The organism is Lactonifactor longoviformis (assembly GCF_042848515.1).
Lineage (GTDB): Bacteria > Bacillota > Clostridia > Lachnospirales > Lachnospiraceae > Lactonifactor > Lactonifactor longoviformis.
Genome location: NZ_AP031453.1, coordinates 3,594,588 through 3,620,449 on the forward strand (window position 1 = coordinate 3,594,588; position 25,862 = coordinate 3,620,449).

The window sequence follows — 25,862 nt, forward strand, 5'->3', positions numbered from 1 at the left end:
TATTTCTTATCCTTAATACCAATCATGCTTTTCACCACGGTCAAGGGCATTAATCCGCTCCATTTCATCTTCTGTAAGCTCAAAATCAAACAATTCTGTATTCTCCTGAATGTGCTCGGGGTTACTGGAACCGGGAATTACCACCACTCCCTTTTGTAGATTCCACCGAAGAATAACCTGTGCAGATGATTTCCCATGTGCTTCTGCAATTTCGGAAATCACCTTGTCACCAAGCAGCTCCTCCGTATGCCCCCTGCCACCGAGAGGGTACCAGCCCTGTACTACAATACCAAGACCTTGAATATAGGGAATTACATCATTTTCCTGATAATAAGGGTGGATTTCATTCTGCACCAATGCGGGAACTGTATCCACCTGTGGCAGAAACTCTGTCAATTCCTCCACATACCAGTTTGACAGGCCAATCGAACGGATTTTTCCCTCTTTTACAAACTGTTCCATCGCTTTGTACGACTCTACATCATTTGGGTCGGGGTGATGCAATAGCATTAAGTCCACATAGCCGATATTCAGCCGGTCAAGACAAGCCTGAATCGACTGAGTCGGATTTTTCATCTCATCACCCGGATAGATTTTAGTCGTAACAAAAACATCTTCGCGCTGTACGATTCCTTCGCTAACCGCTTCCCGAATTGCCTGTCCGACCTCCTCCTCATTGCCATAAGCAGAAGCAGTATCAATCAGGCGGACACCGTTTAATAATGCAGATTTCACAGAATTGATGCACTCATCCCCATGAAGGCTATAGGTTCCAAGACCGTTGATCGGCATCTCATATCCACTGTTTAACGTAACTGTCTTTTTTTCAAAATCGAACTCCGCTTTCATTGTGTTTTCCTCCTTGATGGATGGTTCGCTGCTCCCGTCTTCAGAAGCTAATTCTGTTTCTTCTGTGCTTTCATCAATTTCCACTGATAAATCTGCGTCTGTGCTCCCGCTTTTCCCTGTTTCATTCTGATTGGTTTGTCCACAGGCTGTCATCGCAAACAGCAGCAATAAGATTAGCATAAAGCTAAGAATTTTCCTCATTTCAAATCCTCCTGTCCTGCTATTCCAAAGACATTCCAAAATTTCTGATTTCTTTTAATTTCGCGACGGAACCATTCTCACTCCCATGAGCCGTAAACACCCCCATATTTTCAAGACCGAGATAATCCACGAAATCGCCTTTGAAAGAGAACAAGGCACCATCATACTGATTGGCATCACCTGAGCTTAATATCATAGCTGCTTTTTTCAGATTCTTCGGCTTTCTCGGATAAGCGGCGGAATAAAAACGGTCAAGGGTACATTTGAGCTGACCGGAAATACCGTGATAATAAATCGGTGATGCAATTACAAGCATCTCAGCCTTATCAAGCAGTTCATAAACCTCCTGCATATCATCCTTCTGCATGCACACACCGTTTCCTTTTGTATGGCAGTATTCGCAAGCCAGGCAGCCCGCTATTTTCATATGACAGACCTCTACGATATGAACTTCATGCCCCACTGACTCAGCGCCCTCGCGGAATGCTTCGGCCATCCGTTTTGTGTTTCCCTGCTTTCTTGGACTTCCGTTTAATACTAATATGTTCATGTAAATCCTCCTTGTAAAATTCGTCCCTATTTCAGATTTTCCCCGAAGAACTGTTCCAGTTTATCAAAGGCAATCGCATCTTTCCCGCCGCCATCATACAGGTCGGTGTGGACTGCATTTGGAATGAGCAGCAACTCCTTGTTGTCTGTATAAGGATTATCTTTCACCATAGCGGCATAAGCGTCACGGCTGAAATAGCAGGAGTGCGCTTTCTCTCCATGCATTACCAACACTGCGCTGCGGATTTCGTTGCTGTACTTAAGGATTGGCTGATTCATAAAGGACATACATCCAATCATATTCCATCCTCCGTTAGAATTTAAGGAACGCTTATGATAGCCGCGGTCGGTCTTATAATAATCGTGATAGTCTGCCACAAAGAACGGTGCATCCTCCGGGAGCGGGTCTGCTACACCGCCGCCCAAGGCGTAGCTGTCATTTTTATAATCCACAATCCTCTGGACGTTCATGGCTTCTTTCTTTGCATACCGTGCGTCGGCAGAGTTCTCGGAATCAAAATATCCGTTGGCATTGACGCGGGACATATCATACATGGTGGAGGCAACTGTCGCCTTAATGCGGGTATCCAACGCTGCCACGTTAAGTGCCAAACCTCCCCAGCCACAGATGCCGATAATACCGATTTTTTCCGGGTCAACATTTTTCTGTACAGAGAGGAAATCTACTGCTGCCTGAAAATCTTCGGTGTTAATGTCAGGAGAAGCCATATACCTGGGTTCACCGCCACTTTCGCCAGTATAAGAAGGGTCAAACGCAATTGTAAGAAAACCACGCTCTGCCATTGTCTGTGCATACAACCCTGCGGCCTGCTCCTTCACTGCGCCAAAGGGTCCGCATACCGCAATCGCCGACAATTTGCCGGAAGCTTCTTTGGACTCATAAAGATCTGCCGCCAGCGTGATGCCGTAGCGATTATGAAAGGTCACTTTGCGGTGGTTCACCTTTTCACTTTTAGGAAATGTTTTATCCCATTCATTTGTTAATTCCAATTTTACAGTATTTTTCATTTTACAATGCTCTCTTTCTTTTTCTATTTGCCATACTAAAAAATCAAGACAGTCAACTCTTTCCTGACTTTCATGCAGGCTGTCCATCAGACTGCAGCGGTGTTTTCGCAGAATTTTAACCGCATCCTGAACCTGGCCGTTGCAATACAGCCTGCAGACTGTTTCAATGGTTTGTGATCCGCAGCCTGCATCCTTTAAATTCTGTATCAGATCATCCGTACGAACGCCTCCCTTCCTTTTATGTTTGTATTATATCCTCTTGATTTTCGTTTCGCTAATGGCTATAATTTATACCGTGATATGAATTTTCGGAATGTCATAGGAGGACAATATGGAATTGAGAACCATGAGATATTTTCTTGCAGTGGCAAGAGAAGAAAATATGACCCGCGCGGCAGAACTGCTTCATGTTACCCAGCCTACACTTTCCAAGCAATTAAAGACGCTGGAAGATGAGCTTGGGAAAAAGCTGTTCATCCGGCACAGCTTCAGCATACAGCTTACCGAAGAAGGTATCCTGCTGCGAAAGCGGGCAGAGGATCTGGTGAAAATGGCAGATAAGATCACAACCGAATTTCTCACCTTAGATGATGTTTTGGGTGGCGATATTTATTTCGGTCTGGCGGAATCTTATCAGATTAGACACCTCGCCGCTACAATCAGAAAATTCAAAGAGACTTACCCTGACCTGCGCTATCATATCACCAGCGGCGATACAGAACAGGTTACGGAAAAGTTGGATAAAGGCATCATTGACTTTGCTGTGTTGGCGCAGGAACCCAATACCGCTAAATATCATTATTTAACCTTTCCTAATGCTGATCTATGGGGCCTTGTCATGCCAAAAGACTGTTCACTGTCAGAAAAAAGCGCCATCTGCGTTGATGACTTAATCGGACTTCCTTTATTTTGTTCCGAACAGGGATGGAACAATGATATTTCTAAATGGTGCGGTAACAGCATGGATAAATTACACCTTGAGGGTTCATTTCGCCTGTCTTATAATGGATCGCTTTTTGTGAAAGAAGGACTGGGCTATCTTTTGACATTTAAGCATCTGATTGACACGAATCCAGACAGCGGCCTTGTTTTCCGTCCCCTCGCACCTAGGCTTGAAACAAATATGTACCTGATATGGAAAAAATATCAGGTTTTTACGCCCATTGCTGAACGATTACTTGAAATGTTAAAGTCAAATTTTTCAGAATAAACATTAAAGCAATGTCATAAGAAATGTGCAAAAACTGTGCATTTTTCTATTTAGAATTAGAAACTAATTTGCGAAATCATAAAGAAAAGCTGAGAGTTTAATCCATCAGCAAGTGCTTTGCTAATCCATTCAAAAATTTTTGTAACTCATTAGTTTAAAGTTCCAAATCCCATAATTATAGGAGAATTAATCGGATAACTTCTCTCCTTCACAGCATCTCCAGAGTTTCCTTCCAGCGTATAAACAATCTCGTTCTCACAGCGCTCCACAATCCCCACATGGTCGCTCACTCCGTTTTTCACCCAGTCAAAGAAAATAATTGTCACCGCCACCGGCGTATAGCCACTTCTGTCCTTCCAACGCCCCCGGCTTTTGAACCAAGTGATTCCATCATCACAAAGGGAAAACTTCGGCACACTCCCTGATGCAGTCAGCCCGCTTTGATCTGCACACCAGCTGACAAAACAGGCGCACCATTCCACCCTGCCGTCAAATCCATACCATGACCAAAATTTCTGCCCTCCTGCATTTCCAAGCTGTGACTTAGCAATGGTTACAATCTGCTCATTTCCAAACAGACCGGCAAAGAGACCGCCTCCCCCGGAATAATACCGCAGGACATGGGGTACATACTCCGGATCGCCATACCTTGCCCAGCCGTGGGCTGCCGCCTGCTCCTGCGAAAACTGCAGGGCGTTTGCCTCGCTGTATCCCCCGTGATTCCGTATCGCCCAAGTGATATACCCGTTGCCGTAATTGTACCCCTGCAAGCTGAGTTTCAGCTTGTCCATGTTATAAGGGCTTTTACATCCTGCCTCTGCCACACAGCTGGCATAATACTGCACGCCGCCCTGAATGGAATATTCCAGCTCTGTGATCGCGTTGGGACTATTGGGAAATCTGGTATTGTAAGGGCATTCGCTGGACTGCATGGGATCCGTCCCCCTGCCCCCGGATTCCTGCATGATGATTGCCTGCAGGACGGAGACATAGTCCGGGATTCCATATTCCGCAGCGTATTTCTGTATCGTAGGCGTATAGGCAAGCACCTCCTGGCTCAGTGGTTCTGCGCTTTGGGAGCTGCCGGAAAACATAGCGCCGGCGATAATGTCTGCAATAACCACAAACACCACAAGGAAACCTCCTGCAGACGCAAGAAGCGCCCCCATCGCCTTCACCGATGTCACGGCTCCCTGAACCGCCGCTTTCATTCCACGGACCGTTGTCTTCGCCGTTCTCCCTGCCGTCTTAGCCGTGCCTGCTGACTCCGCTGTTTTCGCTGCGGTACGTCTTACGGCACGTATGGCTTGCAGCTTCTGTCCCTGCTGTACCGCATTCCGGGTCGTTTTAATCTTACCGGAGGCGGCAGGTGAACTTCTCACAATCCTTGGCGCTGTTTTTACTTCCCGGCCTGCCGCCGTCCGGACGCAGCCCTTGGTGCTTTTCCTGTCAGTTCCCTGCCGATATTTCCGATATGGCTGGCTGCCTCATGCATCTCGTCTGCGATATTTCCAAGACGGTCTATCCCCCGGTCAGCCGCTAAAAGGGTCTGCTCCAGATGGGCGTTCAGTTTCCAAAGCCCCTTCTGAATGCCCAGAACGTCCATGCTCTTTGCAAGTGCCACAATCCCTTTTTCGTGGAATAACGTTATGGTCTTTTTAACCCCTTCCAGAAACTTTCCTTTCAGTTCCTGTACCTGTTCCCTGGCTTCCCGAAGCCTGCCCTCTACTCTGGTGACTACCCGGACTGCGGCCGCTTTCCCGGATTGCCCCCAGCTGCTCTTTTACCTCCTTTAATTCCTCCAGAACCGTTCCCAGCTGTTCGTCCATCCCGTCCAGATACTGCGCCAGGTCCATGACCTGCCTCTTTTCCGTCTCCATGCCACGGTCCTCTAATATCCGCAGCAATTCCTGTAATTGTTCCTGCTCCATCATCGGAACACGCAATGTCGTTTTCATTTGCTGTCACTCCTTCCATCTGAAAACACCGCACTTTCCATCTAAGTGCGGTGCTGCAAAATAAGTATTTTTTGATTTTCTGTTACACTAGACCGGTTATTCCCTGCCGCTTCCCGGCTTATCTCCCGGCGCTGTGGACATCAACTGATACAGCCTGGTCGCACGGGGCCAGGTATTCTCAAAAGGCACGATGTTCCCGGAACAGCGGATCAGGCCATGACCGGCGCCTACATTGGTGATATAAGACAGCTGGTTGTCTGAAATGTTCAGAAGCTTTGCCAGTTCCTCCCGGTCTGTGCTTGCCTGATTCAAAAGGATCAGGAACTCACTGTTGGCAAGCAATCTGCAAAGATCCACGTGGTCTTCCCCTGCATCCAGTTCTTCCCCCACTGAGGACATTTTCGCCAGATGGTTGATGTTTTGCTCACAAAACCCGCAACGGCATCCATTCCGCTTAAAACATATTATCCGGATGGTCTTCGGTCACTGCTTCTGCTGTATAAAATCGTTTCATATAACATCCCTTCTTTCTGCAAAAAATAGCAGGGTGCATTCTTTTTACGGAATGCATCCTGCGGGTAAATGATTGATATTTTATTGTTTTCGCAACGAATCCTTGCCTGCTGGCGATTCTCAAACACTTCCTAGCGTTCGCGGTCCTTTTCCCTTGTTACCTTCGGGGGCTGCTCCACCGGGCAGATAAAGTCCTTTACCATCTCGGCATACTTCTCCTGTTCCTCTTCAAAGAACCGGATCAAGGGTTCATAATTCCCCTTCTGCTGGGCATTGTTCAGGCACTCATAGTATTCTGCTTTCCGGTCATCCCTGATAATGAAAGGCATGATATTGCTCCTTAAGCACTCCTTGAACAGGATAATCCTTCCCGTGCGGCCGTTGCCGTCCTGGAAAGGGTGGATCTGCTCAAACATGGCATGGAACTCTGCCAGATCCCTTAAATCATGAGGTTCTTTTCCATGATACTGCTCCAGCAGGTTTGCCATATCTTCCTTCACCTGTTCCGGGGAAGAGGTGGTGATGTCAGACACCATGTTCCTCCTGTTTTTATACTCCCCGATGGGATAGCCGTTTGCAATGTCCTCAAACACACCCGCTTTCAGGCGGTAATGGTATGCCTTGATGAGTTCCTGGCTTAACTGCTGCTCACAGGTAGACAGCATATAATTGAACATGGTAAAATGCCCGGTCATTTCTTCTACATCCTTGGTGCGGAACACACTGCCGTCTGCCCGGATAGTGCCTGTCTCAAAAATAGAAGCGGTCTGCTTTTCCGTCAGGGTGCTTCCCTCAATCCGGTTGGAATTGTACGCCAGCTTTCTCTGCGTCAGTGCATAGACACCGCTTCTGTCCTGCCTCTCTTCCTCAATATGAAGCCTGTCTTTTAACAGGCCGATTAGTTTGGTCTGCTCCATGTAATCTGCTCCTTTGCGCATATATTTGAAATAGCTTTGCACTATCTTTTGTTTTTCATTTCTTGTTTTATATTTTTTCTTCTTGCCTTTCTCTTTATTATATATCAACAACCTCCCATTAAGCAACCGGAACCGCTGCTTTCTGACCGCTACCACTACATTTTTATCCTTGTCAATAATCTGCAGCTTTGCACCTTCCAGTTCTTCTCCGGTAGCAGCATCCGTTTTGGTAGACTGGCTTTCTGTCGGCTGATTTTCGATTTCTTTTGTGAATGTAATTATTTCGATGTTCTGGTCGCTATAAGAAGCTTGTATCCATAGATTTCTATAATCCATAAGAAGAAGAAAAAAACTCCTCAAATTTCAGATAATATTTTTCCCATGGATCTTCTTTGCAGTTTACATAAATAGAAAGTTATCTTTTGAACTCCACGAAATACGAACCTAAAACTTGCTCACACGGAATAGATACTGCATTCTGTACCGTGAACTCCTGCTTATCGTAGATTTTCTTTGGCTCTGTTGCAAATGCCGGAAGCGTTTTTCCAATGCTTGCACCATGCGCATTATCACCGGCAAACTTCCATGAAAACACACAATCACAAAATTCTTTGTTGCTTTCTATTTTCTCTGCTGGCTTAAATATTACGCTCTCATCAAGAAAGAAACATCCCTCGTTGTCTTTTTCTGCTGGACATCCACCGATCATTCCTATTCCTGTATATGTAACCTCAAGGAATGGCATGGTAAATGTGATTGCTTTTCCATTTCTCACATAGGAAATATCAGTGTTCGTACTGTTCCAATTTCCAATATTGAGCCAACCCCGTTTGCTATCGATCTCAACGGCTGTATTCAACTCCACATACACAGTTTCTGTGCCATTATTGCGAATTTCAACATTGATTCTTAAAACAGGTCTGAGCGAAACAAAGCCCTCCGGCATAATTGCTCTAAGCCTGTCTTGCTCTACCCCATATGCTATAACAAACTGCTCTACATTCATGTCATCACCCCTATAAATCTTAATTGTATTCATATGATTATATTACATTAGCCGTTGGAAGTCTAACTTAACGGTCAAGCCTGAATAGCAAAGACAGGCTCGGCTGGCTTTGCTATTTCATCAAGATAGCAGCTTACAATAAAGTAAATTATGCTGACCAACGCCCGGAATGAATTTAGCGTTTTTACATTCTTTCATAATATCTTTTTCGTAATCTCCCTCATAGTCGTAGAACGACCAAAAGGGAAGAATGCTTACGCCGTGAAAATCAACCTGCTGCAAAAATACTTTCATAGGGTTGGCAGGTGTGCCGCCCCAAACCGAGCCACCTAAATAAATCTTTTCATATTGCGCTAATTTCGGCAACTCATTTGTCCGTATGCAACGGACCAGTAAGAAGAGTCAATTTTGTGACGGAACATCACGCTTTAGCATATTACTCCCATATATTCCGCCTCATCCACTGGCTCCAGCCATTCATTGGAAGTTTCCTCTCCCGGAACCTCCACCGCAAGATGGGAAAACCAGCTATAGGTCGCCGCACCATGCCAATGCTTCACTCCCACCGGAATATTCACTACATCTCCCGGAAATAATTCCTGCGCCATCAATGCCGTCACTGTTACCAAAGACCTGTCCCGCAGAGAAAGCTGATTCTCTCTGCTCCATACCTCACCAAACAACACCTCGTCATTAAGTTGTGCAAATTTAGGTGCGAAGTCCCCTAACGCATCTCTTCCTGCTGTCTGTTTTACTTTCATTTTAATTATCCTCCAATCACTTTTTAACATTCGTCAGAATTCAACTGTTTATGCTCTATTCGATGGACACGGTTACGGTGATATCAGTTAATCCAAGACAATCATATTATTAAAGAAACGCACCATTGCAGACCTGCAGCACCTGCCCGCGGACAGCTCTGCCCATCTTGCTGGCAAGATACAGGCAGGCATATGCCTGATCCATTGCTTCACATTCCGGTCCCGGAAAATAAACATAGTGGCCGCTGTATTTCAGCATTTCAGTTCCTCCCGGCTGCTCTCCCGCCTTGTTGGCAAGGTGTGCCGGTGTAATGGTTGCCCCGGGCGCCACGGCATTACACCGAATATTAGTGTCAATCAGCCGCATAGCCACATTTTTTGTCAATGTATTCAAAGCTCCTTTTGTGGATGTATATGTTGCGCCGCAGAAAGGACGATTTCCATTTACCGAAGAAATGTTAATAATGGCTCCTTCATTTTTAGGAATAAATATTTTCAGCGCTTCTCTGATATACCTCATCGGTCCGCCCAGATTCGTATTCATTACCTGCATCATCCATTCATCATCTGTCTCATCAATCATCTTCTGCTCGCCGATTCCTGCGTTGTTGATCAAAATATCTAAATCTCCAAAAGTCTCCATTGTTTTCTCCATAACCTTCTTCGTATCGGCTGCGGAACAGGTATCCGCAACGATACCGATTGCCTTTTGGCCCTTTTCGCAGATTCCTTTTACCACCTGATCCAGCTTATCCTTTCCTCTGGCTGTCAGGACGACGCTGGCACCTTCCTCTGCGAACAGTTCCGCCATCGTCTGTCCCATCCCATAGCTTGCTCCGGTAATAACCGCAACTTTTCCTTCTAACATTTTTGCTTCCATGTCTTATATTCTCCTTTTCTTTTTATAGGATCTTCCCAAATTCTCTTAGCCTTCAATAGATGCCTCTACCGTGGCAGTTGTATTTCCATGAGAATGAGGGCTTCCATTTGAAATTAGTATTTTTAATGCCGGGTGTCTCTCAATCTAAACATACCGGAACTGATAATCTAGAAAATAATAGTCCAGACAGTAAGCCTTCTTTTCTTCTCTATGTATAGTATAATTCCACCGCCATATAATAACAAATATTTATATTTAATCGTTATGTATAGTTGAAACCTATTTATTGTTATGTTAAACTTACAATAAACTCTTACTTTGGAGGTCATCATATGGAATTACGAGTTCTCCACTATTTTCTCGCAATTGCAAGAGAACAAAGCATTGTTCGGGCAGCAGAATCGCTGCACCTTTCCCAGCCAACTCTTTCCACTCAGATTAAAAATTTAGAAGAAGAACTTGGGAAGCAGCTATTAATCCGTGGCACAAAAGGCTCACGGAAAGTCACACTTACAGAAGAAGGGATGATTTTACGAAAGCGTGCGGAAGAAATTCTTGACTTGGTAACGAAAACAGAAAAAGAGGTCACCCTCAACGATGATATTGTTATGGGAAATATTTATATCGGTACGGGGGAGACTGACGCGGTTCGGATTTTAGCACAAACGGCTAAGATTCTGCAGAATTCCTATCCAGGAATCCGCTATCATATCTCCAGCGGCAACTCCACCTATGTAATGGAACGCCTGGATAAAGGACTGCTTGACTTTGGGATTATATTTGGGGCGGTTGATTTGACGAAATACAATACACTCAGATTACCTTCTAAAGATGTCTGGGGAGTTTTAATGCGGAAGGATTCTCCCCTCGCATCCAAAAATAATATATCGCCGGAGGATTTATGGGATAAACCATTAATCCTCTCCCAGCAGGAATACAAAGGCGGGAAGATTATGCAGTGGCTGAAACTTCAAGAGACCGATTTGAACATTGCAGCCACTTATAACCTTATTTTTAATGCTTCCTTGCTGGTAGAAGAAGGGTTGGGATATGCTATAGGTTTTGATAAAATTATCAATACCTCCGGAAACAGCAGCCTTTGTTTCCGTCCACTAACTCCTGGGCTGGAAGATGAAATGAATATCATTTGGAAAAAATACCAGATTTTCTCAAAACCTGCCGAAAAATTCATTGGAAAACTGCAGGAAACCTTATTGCAGCAAACATAACTAAATCGCCTATCACTTTCCAGCAGTTGACATAAGTTCAAAACAGAACTATACTTTTAGTATCGGTACTAAATACAGGAGGGCATAATGGAAAACGATTACTGGCTGCTTATCGCATCACTTAAAAAAGAATATTTTAACCGAAAGAAGACTGTCATAAGCCGCTTTCAAATTTCTTCTGCAGAGTTAGACATTTTACTGTTCCTTGCAAATAATAAACGCTTCGATACCTCTGCAGATATTGTGAGATTAAGAAAAATGCAAAAATCACATGTCTCGCTTGCTGTAAAAGAGTTAACGCAAAAGGGGTATCTTACCTGTGAAATGAATTCCTTTAACCACAAAAAGCTCCATTTAAAGCTGACAGAAGCTTCCAAAGAGATTGTTCAGGCCGGGCAGACGATGCAAAGGGAATATTTAGAGTTTATTTTTGCCGGATTTTCAAAGGAGGAAAGATTACATGTTTTAGAATTCTGCAGCAAGATAGAAACTAATCTGCACGGTAAAATCCCCACACAGGAGGGCAGCTCTTAAGGAAGCACCCTCCTGTGTGGGGTTTATTTCTGAGACCGTTTTGTCCGCCTTTCTAAGCCCCGCTTCACCTTTTTTACTATCTCATTGCTGTTTAATCCAAATTTCTCCTGCAGATATTCCTGGGGTCCTACTTCTCCGAAGCAGTCCTCCGCCGCCACACATTCAACCGGTACCGGCAGCTTCTCTGCCAGCACTTCGGTCACAGCACTGTACAAACCGCCGATCTTGTTGTGGTTTTCTGCCGTTACTACGAGACCCGCAGCCTTGGCATGCCGCAGAAGGCACTCCTCATCCAGGGGCTTAACCGTAAACATATCAATGACTGAAACAAAGATGCCCTCTCTTTCCAGCTGCTCTGCTGCCTTCATTGCCTCGCATACCATGATTCCGCAGGCAAATACTGCAGCATCCTTTCCTTCTCTGAGCAGTATTCCTTTTCCCACAGGCATATGGGAATAATCGCCGTAGAGCTTTGCCGCACTTTTTCTGGGGGTCCGGATGTAGGTTAGCCCCTTTTTGCCGCCTGTCTGAATTAACGCGCTGATGAGCTGATTTTCATCCGAAATATCAATCACTGTGGACCCAGGGATGGCACGGTACAGCGCCATATCTTCAAAGGCAGTGTGGGTTCCCCCATTAAAAGCGGCGCAGACACCAGGGTCGCTTCCAATTACAGTAATGCTGTTCTGTGCGTATCCACAGGATAAAAACACCTGATCATAGCATCTTCTTGAAGCAAATGCACAGAAGGTATGTACCAGCGGCTGAAACCCCACAGCAGACAGCCCGGCGGCTATCCCTATCATATTGGCCTCCGCAATCACGCAGTTTATGCCTCTGTCAGGATTTTTTTCAGCCCATTCTCTCATACAGATACAGCTCATTAAATCTGCGTCCAGATATATGATTTTTTTGTTTCCGTCTGCCAGCTGCCGGATGGTTCTTCCTAAAACCTCCTTCAGGGGATGGGCTCCCATCTCCCCATTATAAATCACCCTCACTGTCACACCTCCCTCCTTAGCATCTCAAGTTCATGCTGCAGAAGCAGCAGCCATTCCTGACATTTTTCATAAGAGACATTCATACTGTGGTTTGCCATAGTCTCCTCTGCCTCCCGGATCCCTTTTCCTTTCACCGTGTGCAGAACAATCGCAGAAGGCATGCCCTTTCTGTCTCTTGTCCGGGAGAGGGCCCGGCGGAGTTCCTCCACAGAATTCCCATGGATCTCTTCGCTCTCAAACCCGAAAGCCCGCATTTTATCCAATATACTACCCGTATCCAGGACATCCCGGGTATAACCGTCCAGCTGCTTATTATTTTTATCAATCAGAACCACCAGGTTGCTTAAAGCCTTTGCTGATGCAAACTGGAAGGTTTCCCATACCTGCCCCTCATTCAGCTCTCCGTCCCCCAGTATCAGGAAAACACGGCCGGGACTCTTTTTCAGGAGTTTTCCCAGAGCCAGTCCTGCCGCCAGAGAGGCGCCCTGTCCCAGGGAGCCGGTGGTCATATCTACCCCTGGCGTTTTTTGCGCGTCACAGTGACTGGGCAGCCGCGTTCCCGGCTGATTCAGGGACACCAGCCAGTCATAAGGAAAAAAACCTTTGAGCGCCAATGCCGCATAGACAGCAGGTCCGGCATGCCCTTTGGAGCACACAAGCATATCCCGATCTTCCCACTGGGGATTGTCCGGCTGAACCCTCATCTCCTCCCCGTACAGCACTGCCAAGGCATCGGCAATGCTGAGACTGCCTCCCAAATGGCCGAATCCCCTGGCCTGAATTTCCTCCACAATGCCCATTCTTATCCGGAGGGCGAATTCTTGCAATCGTTTTACTTCATCCGTATCTCCCATTTCCTCACTTCCTTCTCTTATCCGTTCTCTGTCGTATAGGGAAACACCGCGCCTCCGCTTGGAATCACAAGCACAGAAGCATCTTTTCCCATTATATCAAGGGCCTCCTCCAATGCCTCCTGGACTGTCCTTGCCGGGATAAAAAACATAGCTTGGGACACAGAGGCGGGAAGCTCTGATATCAGATAAACAGATGCCTTCTCCTGTACCCCGGCTATGGCAGCAGCTTTATGCCCTCCCAGTTCAAATTCAGCTGCGATCCTTTCCAGAACCTTCCGGGGTGTTTCGGCCTCTGTCAGCCATTTCTGCAAAACAGGGCTGCCCACTCCTTCCCGGCACTCCCCGGCCAGAATGATAATGCCTCCTCTTTTCACTGCGTGGGCGGCATTGTCCAGCGCCTTTTGTGTCTGATATAAATTTACGTCTTTGGGAAAGCCTCCAGGGGATACCACTACAATGTCTGCTTTGCCATCCACCCTCCGGCGGTACACTCTGTCTGCATATCTGCACCCTGCCCGGTGAGCTTTCACAGCATCCCCTGCAAAAGCCTTTGCTATTTTCTTATTCCGGTCCAGCACTGCATTCAAGATAAAATCTATGCCGCATATCCTCCCGGCCTCCTCGATGTCTTCCCGCACCGGATTGTCTTCCAGCCGGCCCGCTGCGGCCTGGTCTGAGGCCATAAGTTTATGATTGTTCTGGATCGCCTCCCAGGAGGAAACACCGGGCATGACAGCCTTGGCTCCGCCGCTGTACCCGGCAAAATAGTGGTATTCTATATTGCCAAGGCAAATTTTAATATCCGCCTCAGCCACAGCCCTTGTAACATCCACAGGAGTTCCCCTTGCGGTTGTTCCCAGCCTGACGCAGTCCAGGGGATCACTGTCTCTGCAGGAAACCTGCCCCCACAGCTTTTTTCCAAGCAGGCGGGCCATCTCCTCTTTCGTATGTGTTCTGTGGCTTCCCAGGGCAAATACAACCGTAACATTTTCTCGGGGGATCCCTCCTGCTTCCAGCTCCCTCAGCACAAAGGGAAGCACTGTGGCCGAAGGAAAAGGTCTGGTAATATCACTCGTTATAATCACTGCCCTATGCCCCGGCTGTACCAGATCCCGCAGTCTTTCTGTCCCTATGGGATATTCCAGGGCATCCGCGATCTCTTCCTCCTCTGTTCTTCTCCCCTGCTCTTTCTCTGGCAGAAGCACCCCTTTCAGGTGTTTATCCGGTATCTCTGCAATCTGTATTCCCTCTCCATACTTAAGCTCTATCTTCATAAGCGTAATCTCCCGCAAACAGCTCTGCCCCATATCGCAGCGCCTGAATCACCGGCAGTTCCTCTCCTGACAAAAAACGTATGAGAGCGCCTCCCCCGGTGCTCACATAGGAGAATTGTTCCACTCCGCAGAAACGCTCGGCAGCCGCAATGCTGTCCCCGCCTCCCAGGATAGTCTCTCCCCCTGTTCCGGCCAGAACTTCCCATACCTTACGTGTTCCCAGAGAAAATTCTTCTCTCTCAAACACTCCCATTGGTCCGTTTATAAATATGGTGCTGCTGCTCTGAATCATTCTGCTGTATTCTGCGGCAGTCTCCCTGCCAATGTCGAATATGCCGGCGCCGGAAGGAACTGCCTTCACTTCTCCTTCCGCCCGTTTTCCGTCCTCTGCCCACGCTGCATCCAAAGGAAGGCTTATCTGGTCCCTGTACGTGCCTAAAAGCCTTCTGGAAACGTCATAATACCTTTCATATCCATGTGTGCTTATATATTCCCGGCTTTTTTCACCGATTGAAATGCCTGCGGCTGCCAGCAGGAGATTAGCAGTCACTCCTCCGGTGAGTATTCTGTCCGCAGTTTTCTTTCTCAGAACCTCCTCCATGACACCAAAGGCATCTGAAACCTTGGCCCCGCCTAAGATAAATGTGCAGGGGCGCTTCGGACTCTCCATCAGTTCAGAAAGCCTGCAATATTCCTTTTCAAACAGCCGCCCCATGGCGGAAGGCATCACCAGTTCAAACCCGCACAGAGACGGCTGGCTTCTGTGGGCGGCGGCAAATGCGTCACATACATACAAATCCCCCAGAGGCGCCAGTTTTTCCACCAGCAGGGTGCTTGCCTGCTCCTCAAAGGACAGCTTCAAAGCGTTCTCGAACAGCGTCTGTTCCTGGGCAAGAAATCTCACATTGTCCAGCAGCAGCACTTCCCCCGGCTGTAACTGCCTCACAGCATCTCTTGCTGCGGGGCCGCAGACATCTTCCGGAAATCCCACGGGTCTTTCCAGCAGCTTCTCAAGCACATCCCTGTGCGGTTTTGTTGTAAAGAAATTAAGGTATTCAATATCACTTCCCTGATGGATAAGAATTACTACCTTAGCATTTCTGTCCAGCAATTCCCGGATCGTGGGGATGCATGCCCGGATTCTGCTGCAGCTCTCCAGTCTCCCCTCTTCCCGGTTTACCGGCTGGTTCATATCTGCCCGGTACAGTACCGTCTTTCCGTCCAAGGTGAAATCATCTATCGTATGAATTCCATAGCGCATGGCTCCCCTCCTGCCTGTATGAACCGATATGCAGATACTGATTGGTTTTTTCCGTACCTTCCTGACCGCTTGTCTGCATCCCGCAGGCCGCGCGTACAGCATCCATGGTTTCCGGGATGGTAACACTTTCCTGGGGAATATAAATAGCGTAGATCAGGTCCTTGCCGCTCTCCGCTATACTGTCCTCCCAAAGGCCGATCTCATACATATCTCCTCTTGGGTTTCCCAAATCTCTGGCATACTTAAAGAAGGAGGCATTTCCCAGGAACCCCTCCGCTACAGAGACTACCCGGATTCTGGGATGCTCCCGAAACGCTTCCAGAGCCTGCTCTTTGGTAATCTTTGACTTTCCGGAGACTACGACAGTGATCATATGGCCGTGAGTCACCGGCGTATGCACTAGAATCCCTGTAGCATTGATATGAGGCATGATTGTCATTAAGTCAACCGCCTGATGACTGGGGGCCCGGTCTATCTGCAGTGCATTTGTCAATCCCCTGTGATAATCTCCCGGGTCCGCTACTCTCCGGATAATGGTGACAACCACCTTCTCCACGCCATATCTGCGGTCCAGACAGTCCACAGAGCGTATCAGCCCCGTGGTATTGCAGGAAGTCAGTTTCAGGTAGTTCTTATTCACCCCTCTTTCATAGTTTGCGTATCCGTGAAAGAACACCTCGGCAACGGAATTGTGTTCCCCTCCCTGAAATACCGCCTTGACTCCTCTGGCTTCATATATTTTTTTATTCTCTGCGCCTGCGCCGCCGGGAGAGGCATCCAGCATAATGTCTACGCTGTCTGCCAATTCCTCAAAGGTACCGGTTACCGGAATTCCCTTTTCTGCAAATATTCTTTTATCTCCGCCCTGTGCAAGATACAGGTTATAGGGCATTCCTCTCTCCCGCAATGCCTGCACTGCGAGAGTGGGGGCCAGATCCGCCACGCCCACCAGTTCCATATCCCCCTGAAGCGCTACCCCGTCGGCCAGCCTCTGTCCAATGGTTCCGTAACCCGCTACTCCTACTCTTACCTTTGCCATCCTGCTTCCTCTCCTTTCCAACACTTAAGCTCCTGCAAGTGGTGTCTGAAATGTTCATATACTGCCTGTCCATACGCGGTATCATATTCTGTCAATGTGCTGTAAATCTGCCTGCGCAGACTTTCTTTTTCCAGCTGAAACCCATAGGTGATATGCAGCAGCTGCCTGGAGTTGTCTTCCAGGAGAAACTCCTCCAGCCTGGAGTCAGGCACCTGCTCCAGATTCGGTATCATCTCGGTCCGGCAGGTGACCGCATAGCAGGCGCGGGCTTCCTTCAGATGCCTCAGGGCATTCTCGTGCAGGCTCCTGTACAGCCGGGGATTCACACGGGCAATGATCCGGACAGCCTCAAGCCAGCTGGTTCCCGATGTTTTTATATGGAAGACACCTCCGGTTTCCCCGGCCACTGCGGAGAAAATGCGGAATTTATCACTGCCGGAATGCACACTGATTTTATATCCGAACTGCCTGGCTATTCTCACATGTCCTTTCAGATTTTCCCTGAACCGCCGGGGTTCGCCGATATAGTCAATCCCCTTCTGGAATTCTCCGGCAAACCGGGGGGCAATCCCAGTCACAGGGATCTGCCTGTCAGATAATTCACTGGCCATAAAAAAGTGCGCCTCCAGTGTTGTCTCTCTGTCAGTTTCGTCCAGAGATATCTCATAATCCACAGGAGATGGGGCCTTTTTCACTACGTCACAGTATATCTCCTCTGCCAGCTCTGCGGCCTTATGATAATTCGCTGCGGTTTTCATCAGAATTCTCTCCGTAAAATGGATTCCCTGCAGCTGCCCTTCCCCGCCGCTCCCAAGATATTTACTCTCATACTTTTTTCTTATACCGGGCGGGATCCTTCCATATGCCTCCCGTATCTTATCCCAGTCCTCTTCCAGCTTTCCGAGAACCTCTGAGCAGTCCAGGGTAATCATACTGCAGCCGGCCTTCAGAGCCTGTGCAGCCTCCTCTTTTGTTTTCAGATGATCCCCGTCTGCGCCGTATCCTTCTTTCCATCCCATCCGAAAGACACTCCAGGCCGCAGCGTCAATCACATCTTCATATCCCCGGCCGGTCAGCTTCAGTTCTCTTATGCTTTGCTGTGCCAACACCGGTCTGATCCGGGCCCTGGAGACTGCTCTTATATGGGCATCATTGGCCCTTCCCAGACGGTCGCCGCATCCGATGGAGGCGGTATCCTTTCCGAGGGCCTGAGGGACCGTATGGGGAAATAACCGGTTTAACGTAAGTCTGTTTTCATGATTCATAGGGCATTGTCTGAAATCAGGAAGATCCCGGCCCGCAAACAGGCAGCGCCCTTCCCCTGAAACAGCCAGATAGTTTACACCTTCCCGCCGGACTCCCATCACCTGGATCCCCTCTTTCACCTCATAGGAATTCCTGTAGATTTCGTCCGGCCTTTTATTGTAATGCCTGCACACTGCCTCTGCAAATCCGTTCATACTTTTCCTCTTTCTTCTTACAGCCTTTCAAAAATCCCCATCCTGGGGAGCTCATCCACCGATTTCCACCCCTCACTGAGCGGTTCTCTGAGGAAGGGTTCCATCTCCTCCGCCGTGCGCAGCGTAACTTTTTCAACTGGAGGAACGCTTCCCGCCGGATAGGTCTCCAGTATCTCGTCGTGGAGAAGTGTAAGGTATCTTAAAATAGCCGCTATTGGTCTCTTCGCCTTGCGTGGGTCTGACTGAGAAGGAGTCCCCACAATCCCCTCCGGCGTAGCATGACGTTCTATAGCGCTGTGCCCTTCCCCCTCACTCCACCTGCAGGGCCGTCTGAAGGGATCTACGGATTTATCCATATGCCCGTCCGGCAGCAGCGATTCCCCCAGTTTATCCTGAACATAGGCCATATTTATCATATCCCTGAACATAAGGAGTGCCACGGATGTCTCTGCCTCGTCTGCGTGGACAAAATGGGTGCCAAGGCTTAATTCGCTGTCTATGGGATAGAAAAACTCGCGGACCGCTCTGTGCCATTCAATGACACGGAAGATCCCGGGGAGCTGATAGCGCTTGCAGAATTCCTGTATGGCAGATTCGAGCATCCAGAGGTGTCCATGGTTGTTGAGGAATATGATTTTCCGGTACCCGTCGTTCCACAGCCCCAGCATACAGTAAATTAATGATTCCTTCACTACTTCCTCAGGCATGATAACCGTACCGGGCATGCCGATGTGATGGTAGGGATGTCCCCCGTAATTCAGGGGAGTAAAGGCAAGGTTCACCTCATGTCCCTGCTTCTTTGTATATCTGCGGAGGCCTTCTAGAATCTGTGAACACATAAAGGTGTCCAGGCCTGTATTTGCGTGAAGCCCGTGATTCTCCGTACACCCCACCGGTACAAATACAATATCGTTTTTTCTTCTTTTTTCTATTTGCTCCTGCCGGGGTGTGTTCTGAATATAGGTGCCCGCGGTGCCAAGCTCAGAAGGGGAGGGAATCCCATACTCTCTGAGCACTGCATCCAGTTCCTTCTCTGACATATCCCACACTTCTTTTTTCATCCTGCCGACTGCGTTGTCCTCAAATATGATTGCGGGATTCTCTGTAGTAATCCATTTTTTATCCATCTCTGCCATATACGGCTCCTCCTTATTTCTCACAGAGGCAGCTAACCAGGGAGCCATACCTTCATGTATCCCCGGCACTGCCTGAAATGTATCTTATAGCTCCAGGGCATCCAGCACTCTTTTATATGCCTTCCACTCTTCCGGCTGTATGGCTCCCTTTTCCCTGTAATACGCTCTCGCCTCTTCCAGGACCTCTTTCACTGCATTCTCCTGCCCTGGACGCAGTCTGTACGCCAAAGTGCCAAGAAGCTGCTGCTTCATCTTTTCTTTTCCTTTTTCTATCAGGGTGGGTTTTCCCTTCTCCAGCCAGCCGGAGATGGTGTCTGTATCCGCCAGCTCCAGATCGCACCGCTCCCTTTTATACCAGTCAACGGTATGCTCCTCGGCCAGATAGGAGGCAGGTGCAAAGCCGATTTCATCAATCAGGGATACTGCAAGCGTCTCGTTCTCCACCGCAATCCCCTCCAGTATTCTCCGCACCATCCTGACCACATCCGCATCTATGACTGCTTTTACCGGATGGGCGGTAAGCTCCGCCGTAAGTCCTCCGGCATAGGGAATCACAGAGGCCCCTGCCAGTGCAAGCATTAGAAAACCAGTGCTTGTTTCATAGGCGGCCTGATAGTCGATGCTTTTGGCATTGGACCAGCCCGGAGAGTTGGTCACACAGGGAATCCGGTATCTTCTCCACATCTGAACAAAGGCCGCCTCCGACAGATAACTTGCCGCATTGGCAAATAGAGGGGCTCCTGTATGCATATTCAGTGTCAGTATCATTCCCCCCGCCATACATCTGCACCCCGGTGCATACATCTGGGCAATGGCATTTCCGGCCAGGATATCCGCATTGTTAAGAGCAAGGGTTCCTGCCAGAGTTGCCGGACTGCTCACCCCAGGGATAGGGCCGCTGGTAAGAGTGAAGACTACATCGTTTTCACAGAAATACTTCATCTGTTCCATTGTGTCTTTGGAAAACGTCAGGGGAGATGTGGGATTTGTATTCATCCATACATCTGCCCCCAGCTTCCCGGCCATGGATACCATAAACTTATAATTGTCCATGGTGCTGCCCTCCCACAAAGCTTTCCCGCTGCATCTTACCTTTGCCGCGAATCCCTCAATCAGCCTCATACACTCCGGAACGCCCTGAAACCCCACCCAGGGAAAACTCCCGGGAAGGTCGATCTCCTCCAGCCCGTGGATGACTCTCATATATTCGTAGTATTCCCCCGGGAGAGGCAGGCGGGGTTCCCAGGTATCCAGATCCACAGTTGACATCCCTGGAGATGTTGTCACCAAAAGGGAATTTCCGCTGGTGAGGCAGCAGTCCTGATCCGGATCCACAGCCCTCAGCAGGAACTCCTTCGGGTGCCTCTTCAGCCCCTTCATGATAAAGCTCTCATCCATTTTAGCCGTCTGCGTCTTATAATCTACGCTGCAGCCCTCCCCTTCCAGCCTGGACAGGGTTTCTTCATCCTGCACCATAACCCCTGTCTTTTCCAGAATTTCCAGAGATGCCTCGTGAATCCTGTTCTCTTTTTTCTCAGACAGAACGTTGAGATACGTGTCTCTTTTGATCCTACCTCTGGGCATCTTCCCTCTCCTTTCTGCTATTCTCTTTTTAACGCACCGCTTTTAATCACATCCAGCAGTACTGCAAGAATCAGAACACTTCCGTTTATAATCATTTGGTAAAAGGACTGCAGGCTCAGGAGGGTCATGCCGTTTTGGATAGTTGCCAGAATCAGAACCCCGATTACAGTTCCCGATATTTTCCCCTTTCCTCCCGACAGGCTTACCCCTCCCAGGATGACAGCCGAGAGAACTTCCATCTCTGATCCGGTGCCGGTGGAGGGAATGGCAGCCCCTACCTGGGAGCATGTGATAAGTCCGGCTGCCGCAGCGCAGACGCCGGAGATCACCATGCCGAGAAACTTCACCGTTCCCGTTCGTATCCCTGAAAGATAACTCACCTGCTCATTGCCTCCGACTGCAAATATCTTTCTTCCAAAGTTTGTATATTTCAGGATATAGGCGATTATCAGAAACACGGCCGCCATCAGTACAATGCAAAACGGTATTGTGCCAAATACGTATCCCTTTCCAATGAACCCAAAAGATGAATCGTGAATCATAACCGTATTCCCATTGGTGGTCAGATAGGCAATCCCCCGGAACACCTGCATAGTACCCATTGTGACAATGATTCCGGGAATTTTGAAAACTGCAATGAGTCCTCCGTTAATGGTGCCGCACAATATCCCTACAGCTGCCGCGGCCAAAATCGTCAGACCTGCCGGCATCCCCTTCTGGAGCATAAGCGCAACTGTCATAGTTGCTATGGTCAGCGTTGCGTATTGGGACATATCAATATGTCCCAGAAGCATGGCCACCGTAACCCCTGCTGCCATTACACCTGTAATCGATGCGTACGTGCCTATATTCAAAAAATTTTTTACCGTCAGAAAATATTCGGAAAGAAATGTGAAAATAATGCAGATAATGATATAGACAATAACCAGGCTGATGGTAGTGCCTGACTGCTGAAAAAACTTTCCGAATGACCGTTCCTGACCTTTCTTTTCTTCCTTCATTTTCATAGGCTTTTTTCTCCAATTGCATAATGCATAATTGTTTCCTGTTTAAACTCAGCCCTTTCACATTCCCCTGTAATTCTGCCTTCATGGACTACAAGGCTCCTGTCGGATACCCCCATTATCTCCGGGGTTTCCGAGGATATCATAATGACAGCCATGCCTTTTTGACACAATTCTTCTATTAAATGATAGACTTCTGCCTTGGCGCCTACGTCAATTCCCCTGGTGGGTTCATTCAGAATAATTACTTTCATCTCGTCCATCATCCATTTTCCAATGACTGTCTTCTGCTGATTCCCACCGGACAGGTTTTTAACCGGCGTATGCAAGGAAGGGGTTTTAATCTGCAGCTTTTGAATCCATTCCCTTACCAGGGTCTTTTCCCTTTTTAAGTCCAGCTTGAGAAATTTCTGAAGCTTGTCAATATGTACAATGCTCATATTGTGCTGTACGCTCTCTGTGAGTACCAGACCTTCACTCCTTCTCTCCCTGGGAATATAGGCAATTCCTTCCCTGATGGCATCTCTGGGGGATCGGATTCTCAGTTTCTTCCCGTCTATCCGTATCTCTCCGCCGCTTACTGGCTTTTTGCCGAATATGGCTTCCACAAGCTCCGTGCGTCCGGATCCCATAAGTCCGTACAGGCCCACTACCTCACCGGCTCTGACAGAGAATGTTATGTCCTTTATCCGCGCAGTTACCAGATTTTTCACTTCCAAAACCACGTCCCCGGGGCTTCTGCCCTCTTTTGCACAAATGGTGTCTATGGTTCTTCCGACCATCATATTCACAAGCTCGCCTGTGGTTATCTCTCCTGTATGCGCGGTACCGATATGCCTGCCGTCTCTGAGCACCTGAATCCGGTGAGAGATTTCAAAAATCTCATCCATCTTATGGGAAATGTAGATGATACCTTTTCCCTGGGCAGCCAGGCGTCTGATCAGCCCAAATAATATTTGGACTTCTGCCTCGTTTAAAGCGCTGGTAGGCTCGTCCAATACGAGAACCTGGACTTCGGCGGAGAGGGCTTTGGCAATTTCCATCATCTGTTTCTGGGCCACTGTCATGGTGGATACTTCTGTCATGGGGTCCAGGTCAAGTCCAACCATATCCAGCAGTCTTTTTGTATCTGCCCGAAGCTTCTTATAATCCACCTGAAAGAATTTATTAATAGGAAGCTTTCCCAGAAAAATATTTTCCGCAATGCTCAGGTCATTGAGATAGCTCAATTCCTGGTGCATAACAGCTATATTTTTTTTCATCATCTCTGGAGGGTTCGTACTGATGATTTTTTCTTCCTTTAAAAATATTTCTCCCTGATCCGCCTGGTAAGCGCCGCTCAATATTTTCATCAGGGTTGACTTTCCCGCCCCATTCTCACCCAGAAGGGCAAGTATTTCCCCTGCATGCAGTGTAAGACTTACCCCGTCCAGTGCCAGAACTCCGGGAAACCTTTTGGAGATATTCCTCATTTCTAATATTTTGACCACTAGATCACCACCAGTCTTATTCTCTGCTATTTGTCCGGATTCTCATAATACTGGCTGATATTATTCCTGTCCACAAAATTAATCTCTGTATAGACTTCTTTCGGAACCTCTTTTCCGGAAAGCAGGTCTTCAATCATCGGCACAAGAGCAGCCCCGTAATTTTCCGGGAAAAAAGCAGTAGAACCCAGCCAAATATTGTCATTGTACAGGCTGGAGATGCCCATGGTCGTGAGGTCATTGCTAACCAGGATGCAGTCCGAGGTTCTTCCGGATGTCTCCACCGCTGAGAGGAATCCCTGGGCCATCTCGTCGTTGGCACCCACCATTAGGATATGCTTTTCCTCCGGATGGGCAGTCAGAAAATCTGTGCCCAGCTGCTTGCATGCCACAGAGGCATCTGAGCTCTGGGGATCCACCCACACGATGCGATCCTCTGAAATCTCGATCCCCTCCTGGGAAAGACCCTCTGCAACAGATCCTACCCGGGGACGCACCCCCTCTCCAAAGGACTCGTTAAAGGCTATCAGCACGTAGTCCAGTTCTCCTCCCCAGTTTTCAGTGATCCATTTCCCCGCTGCGGTACCGGTGGTCAGTCCTACTTCATTGTTATCGATCCCCATATAATACGCGCTCTCATTTTCTACATAAATGTCTGTGATAATGCAGGGAATCCCTTGTTCCTGGCATTTGTCCGCCACTGCCTCACACGCGGATACCACCCAGCTGCAGTCAAAGATCAGATCTGCCCCCTGCTGGATAAAGCTGTCCACATTTTTAATTGCTTTTGTAGGATCTCCTCCCGTATCTGCTTTCAGGACCTTCATCCCCGCTGCTTCTGCCCTCTCAATAAACCCTTCGCTCAGCCTTTTGGAAAAGTCTGAAGTGTCCCCATAGGAATTGTACCCAATCACCATTTGCTTTTCCTCTTCTGACTCCTGGGTTTTGTCCTCTTCCGCTCCGGTTTCCGTTTTCTTTTCCTCTGTTTCCCGGTTCCCGCATCCCGACAGAGCTGCGGCGGCAGACAGACACACCATTAAAATCGCTGCAAATGTTTTTCTCTTCATAAAAAGCAACCTCCTTTTAAACACTCTTCTCTCAAAAAGAATCCATACCAAAGAATTCATCCGGTGATTCTCCGGTTCTCACATAGGTATTCAGACCATTTATAGCCTCCATCTCTTCCTCTGTCAGAGAAAAATCAAAGATATCCATATTCTCCTTCATTCTGTCATAATGCGTGGTCTTCGGAACTGTTCTCACGCCCCTCTGGTAATGCCATCTCAGCGTAATCTGAACCGGAGTTTTGCGGTACTTGGCAGCCGCCTGCAGAATCGGATCCTTTTCCAGCTTTCCCCATACAATAGGCCTCCACGCCTCTACCTGTATCCCCTGCTCCTGACAAAAGGCAATCAGATGATCCGGCTGAAACATTGGGTGTATCTCAATCTGATTTACCATCGGGCTCACATTGCAGGATGCAAGAAGCTCTTTCATCACAGGTTTCATAAAATTACAAACCCCTATGACACGGATTACCCCTTCTTCATACAGCCTTTCAAACGCTTTCCAGGTGGGAAGAAAACTTCCTTCCTGACCCGGCCAGTGAATCAGATACTCGTCGATGTAGTCAACCCCCAGCCGTTTCAGGGAAGCATCAAACGCCCGGAGCGTTTCCTCATATCCGTGTGAATCATTCCAAAGCTTTGTTGTGAGGTAAAGCTCATTTCTTGGAATCCCGCATTCTTTTATTCCCTTTCCAACCCCCTCTTCATTCAGGTAAATCATAGCGGTATCAATGCTCCGGTAACCGGCTTTTACCGCATCGCAGACACACCTTGCAGCCTCCTCCCCGTTTTTTGTCAGGAATGTTCCCAGTCCCATGGCAGGTACTTCAACGCCGTTGCTCAACTTAAAATTTGGTATCATGCGCTCTCTCCTTTTCTAAAAAAACGTTTTTCTGGTTATTTTTTATGTTAGCATAACGTTTTTCTGATGTCAATACTTCACGCCTTGTTTTTTCGTCATTTTGACTAAGTTTATATATTTATTGTACATTTATATTGCAATTTTCATAAATAAATTGTATAATCTAGAAAAGATATATTAGAAACGTTTTTCTTTTC

General features: G+C 47.8%; 24 protein-coding genes and 2 pseudogenes. 3 read left to right on the forward strand and 23 right to left on the reverse strand.

Going from position 1 to position 25,862, the window contains the following annotated elements; genetic code table 11:
* Window positions 1-12: 12 nt before the first annotated feature.
* Genes ACGHCT_RS16390 through ACGHCT_RS16400 form a run of 3 tightly spaced genes read right to left on the reverse strand, consistent with a single transcriptional unit; the run spans window position 13 to window position 2,628 of the window.
* Window positions 13-1,050 (reverse strand): aldo/keto reductase, encoded by a 1,038-nt coding sequence (locus ACGHCT_RS16390; RefSeq protein ID WP_390436901.1) that lies wholly within the window; start codon window positions 1,048-1,050, stop codon window positions 13-15.
* Between the two features lie 19 nt (window positions 1,051-1,069).
* Entirely contained in the window at window positions 1,070-1,600 is a 531-nt protein-coding gene (locus ACGHCT_RS16395) for a flavodoxin family protein (protein ID WP_390436903.1), read from the reverse strand.
* A gap of 26 nt (window positions 1,601-1,626) precedes the next feature.
* Complete coding sequence (locus ACGHCT_RS16400; RefSeq protein WP_390436904.1) at window positions 1,627-2,628, reverse strand: alpha/beta hydrolase; 1,002 nt, start codon at window positions 2,626-2,628, stop codon at window positions 1,627-1,629.
* A gap of 331 nt (window positions 2,629-2,959) precedes the next feature.
* On the opposite strand from ACGHCT_RS16400, the gene ACGHCT_RS16405 reads away from it, so the two are divergent.
* On the forward strand, window positions 2,960-3,838 hold the full coding sequence (locus ACGHCT_RS16405) for a LysR family transcriptional regulator (RefSeq protein WP_390436906.1): 879 nt from the start codon (window positions 2,960-2,962) through the stop codon (window positions 3,836-3,838).
* Window positions 3,839-3,987: 149 nt separating this feature from the next.
* On the opposite strand, the gene ACGHCT_RS16410 is transcribed toward ACGHCT_RS16405, so the two are convergent.
* The 8 genes and pseudogenes from ACGHCT_RS16410 to ACGHCT_RS16445 all read right to left on the reverse strand — a co-directional run bounded on the left by ACGHCT_RS16410 (window position 3,988) and on the right by ACGHCT_RS16445 (window position 9,873).
* The gene (locus tag ACGHCT_RS16410; protein ID WP_390436908.1) at window positions 3,988-5,220 is read right to left on the reverse strand and encodes a lysozyme family protein; all 1,233 of its coding nucleotides are present in this window, start codon (window positions 5,218-5,220) and stop codon (window positions 3,988-3,990) included.
* A 17-nt stretch (window positions 5,221-5,237) separates the two neighbouring features.
* A pseudogene (locus ACGHCT_RS16415) lies at window positions 5,238-5,796 on the reverse strand (DUF6674 family protein).
* 96 nt (window positions 5,797-5,892) lie between these two features.
* Window positions 5,893-6,138 (reverse strand): annotated as a pseudogene (locus ACGHCT_RS16420) (hypothetical protein); the annotation flags it as partial.
* A gap of 302 nt (window positions 6,139-6,440) precedes the next feature.
* On the reverse strand, window positions 6,441-7,562 hold the full coding sequence (locus ACGHCT_RS16425) for a Fic family protein (protein WP_390436910.1): 1,122 nt from the start codon (window positions 7,560-7,562) through the stop codon (window positions 6,441-6,443).
* A gap of 79 nt (window positions 7,563-7,641) precedes the next feature.
* Window positions 7,642-8,232 carry a hypothetical protein gene (locus ACGHCT_RS16430; protein WP_390436912.1) on the reverse strand — a complete coding sequence of 197 codons (591 nt, stop codon included), beginning with the start codon at window positions 8,230-8,232 and terminating at the stop codon, window positions 7,642-7,644.
* A 120-nt stretch (window positions 8,233-8,352) separates the two neighbouring features.
* Window positions 8,353-8,598, reverse strand: a complete 246-nt coding sequence (locus tag ACGHCT_RS16435; RefSeq protein WP_390436914.1) for a hypothetical protein — start codon at window positions 8,596-8,598, stop codon at window positions 8,353-8,355.
* A 62-nt stretch (window positions 8,599-8,660) separates the two neighbouring features.
* Window positions 8,661-8,993 (reverse strand): hypothetical protein, encoded by a 333-nt coding sequence (locus ACGHCT_RS16440; protein WP_390436916.1) that lies wholly within the window; start codon window positions 8,991-8,993, stop codon window positions 8,661-8,663.
* Between the two features lie 109 nt (window positions 8,994-9,102).
* On the reverse strand, window positions 9,103-9,873 hold the full coding sequence (locus ACGHCT_RS16445; RefSeq protein ID WP_390436918.1) for an SDR family NAD(P)-dependent oxidoreductase: 771 nt from the start codon (window positions 9,871-9,873) through the stop codon (window positions 9,103-9,105).
* Window positions 9,874-10,205: 332 nt separating this feature from the next.
* Between ACGHCT_RS16445 and ACGHCT_RS16450 the strand changes: the two genes are divergently transcribed.
* Entirely contained in the window at window positions 10,206-11,102 is an 897-nt protein-coding gene (locus ACGHCT_RS16450) for a LysR family transcriptional regulator (RefSeq protein WP_390440206.1), read from the forward strand.
* Window positions 11,103-11,189: 87 nt separating this feature from the next.
* Complete coding sequence (locus ACGHCT_RS16455) at window positions 11,190-11,636, forward strand: MarR family winged helix-turn-helix transcriptional regulator (RefSeq protein ID WP_072848495.1); 447 nt, start codon at window positions 11,190-11,192, stop codon at window positions 11,634-11,636.
* A gap of 23 nt (window positions 11,637-11,659) precedes the next feature.
* Here ACGHCT_RS16455 and ACGHCT_RS16460 read toward each other — a convergent pair whose 3' ends face one another.
* From ACGHCT_RS16460 to ACGHCT_RS16515, 12 genes are all read right to left on the reverse strand, one after another.
* Window positions 11,660-12,637 (reverse strand): transketolase family protein, encoded by a 978-nt coding sequence (locus ACGHCT_RS16460; protein WP_390436920.1) that lies wholly within the window; start codon window positions 12,635-12,637, stop codon window positions 11,660-11,662.
* A gap of 2 nt (window positions 12,638-12,639) precedes the next feature.
* Window positions 12,640-13,491, reverse strand: a complete 852-nt coding sequence (locus ACGHCT_RS16465) for a transketolase (protein ID WP_390436921.1) — start codon at window positions 13,489-13,491, stop codon at window positions 12,640-12,642.
* Between the two features lie 17 nt (window positions 13,492-13,508).
* Window positions 13,509-14,765, reverse strand: coding sequence for a nickel-dependent lactate racemase (gene larA / locus ACGHCT_RS16470; RefSeq protein ID WP_390436923.1), 1,257 nt, complete (start codon window positions 14,763-14,765; stop codon window positions 13,509-13,511).
* Window positions 14,749-16,026, reverse strand: a complete 1,278-nt coding sequence (locus ACGHCT_RS16475) for a phosphoglycerate kinase (RefSeq protein ID WP_390436924.1) — start codon at window positions 16,024-16,026, stop codon at window positions 14,749-14,751. Before ACGHCT_RS16475 ends, larA begins: the two co-directional genes overlap by 17 nt.
* Window positions 15,998-17,065: a type II glyceraldehyde-3-phosphate dehydrogenase gene (locus ACGHCT_RS16480; RefSeq protein WP_072848501.1), complete on the reverse strand. Its 1,068-nt coding sequence runs from the start codon at window positions 17,063-17,065 to the stop codon at window positions 15,998-16,000. The genes ACGHCT_RS16475 and ACGHCT_RS16480 overlap by 29 nt, the downstream gene beginning before the upstream one ends.
* Entirely contained in the window at window positions 17,053-18,525 is a 1,473-nt protein-coding gene (locus ACGHCT_RS16485; RefSeq protein WP_390436926.1) for a tagaturonate epimerase family protein, read from the reverse strand. Before ACGHCT_RS16485 ends, ACGHCT_RS16480 begins: the two co-directional genes overlap by 13 nt.
* 17 nt (window positions 18,526-18,542) lie before the next feature.
* The gene (iolN, locus tag ACGHCT_RS16490) at window positions 18,543-19,661 is read right to left on the reverse strand and encodes a 3-dehydro-scyllo-inosose hydrolase (protein WP_390436928.1); all 1,119 of its coding nucleotides are present in this window, start codon (window positions 19,659-19,661) and stop codon (window positions 18,543-18,545) included.
* 84 nt (window positions 19,662-19,745) lie between these two features.
* Window positions 19,746-21,245, reverse strand: a complete 1,500-nt coding sequence (locus ACGHCT_RS16495; protein ID WP_390436930.1) for a trimethylamine methyltransferase family protein — start codon at window positions 21,243-21,245, stop codon at window positions 19,746-19,748.
* A 17-nt stretch (window positions 21,246-21,262) separates the two neighbouring features.
* A complete protein-coding gene (locus tag ACGHCT_RS16500) occupies window positions 21,263-22,252 on the reverse strand; it encodes an ABC transporter permease (RefSeq protein ID WP_390436931.1) in 990 nt (329 codons plus the stop codon).
* Window positions 22,249-23,739 carry a sugar ABC transporter ATP-binding protein gene (locus tag ACGHCT_RS16505; RefSeq protein WP_390436933.1) on the reverse strand — a complete coding sequence of 497 codons (1,491 nt, stop codon included), beginning with the start codon at window positions 23,737-23,739 and terminating at the stop codon, window positions 22,249-22,251. Before ACGHCT_RS16505 ends, ACGHCT_RS16500 begins: the two co-directional genes overlap by 4 nt.
* Window positions 23,740-23,765: 26 nt before the next feature.
* A complete protein-coding gene (locus ACGHCT_RS16510; RefSeq protein ID WP_390436934.1) occupies window positions 23,766-24,803 on the reverse strand; it encodes a sugar ABC transporter substrate-binding protein in 1,038 nt (345 codons plus the stop codon).
* A 31-nt stretch (window positions 24,804-24,834) separates the two neighbouring features.
* Window positions 24,835-25,665, reverse strand: coding sequence for an aldo/keto reductase (locus ACGHCT_RS16515; RefSeq protein ID WP_390436936.1), 831 nt, complete (start codon window positions 25,663-25,665; stop codon window positions 24,835-24,837).
* Window positions 25,666-25,862: the final 197 nt, after the last annotated feature.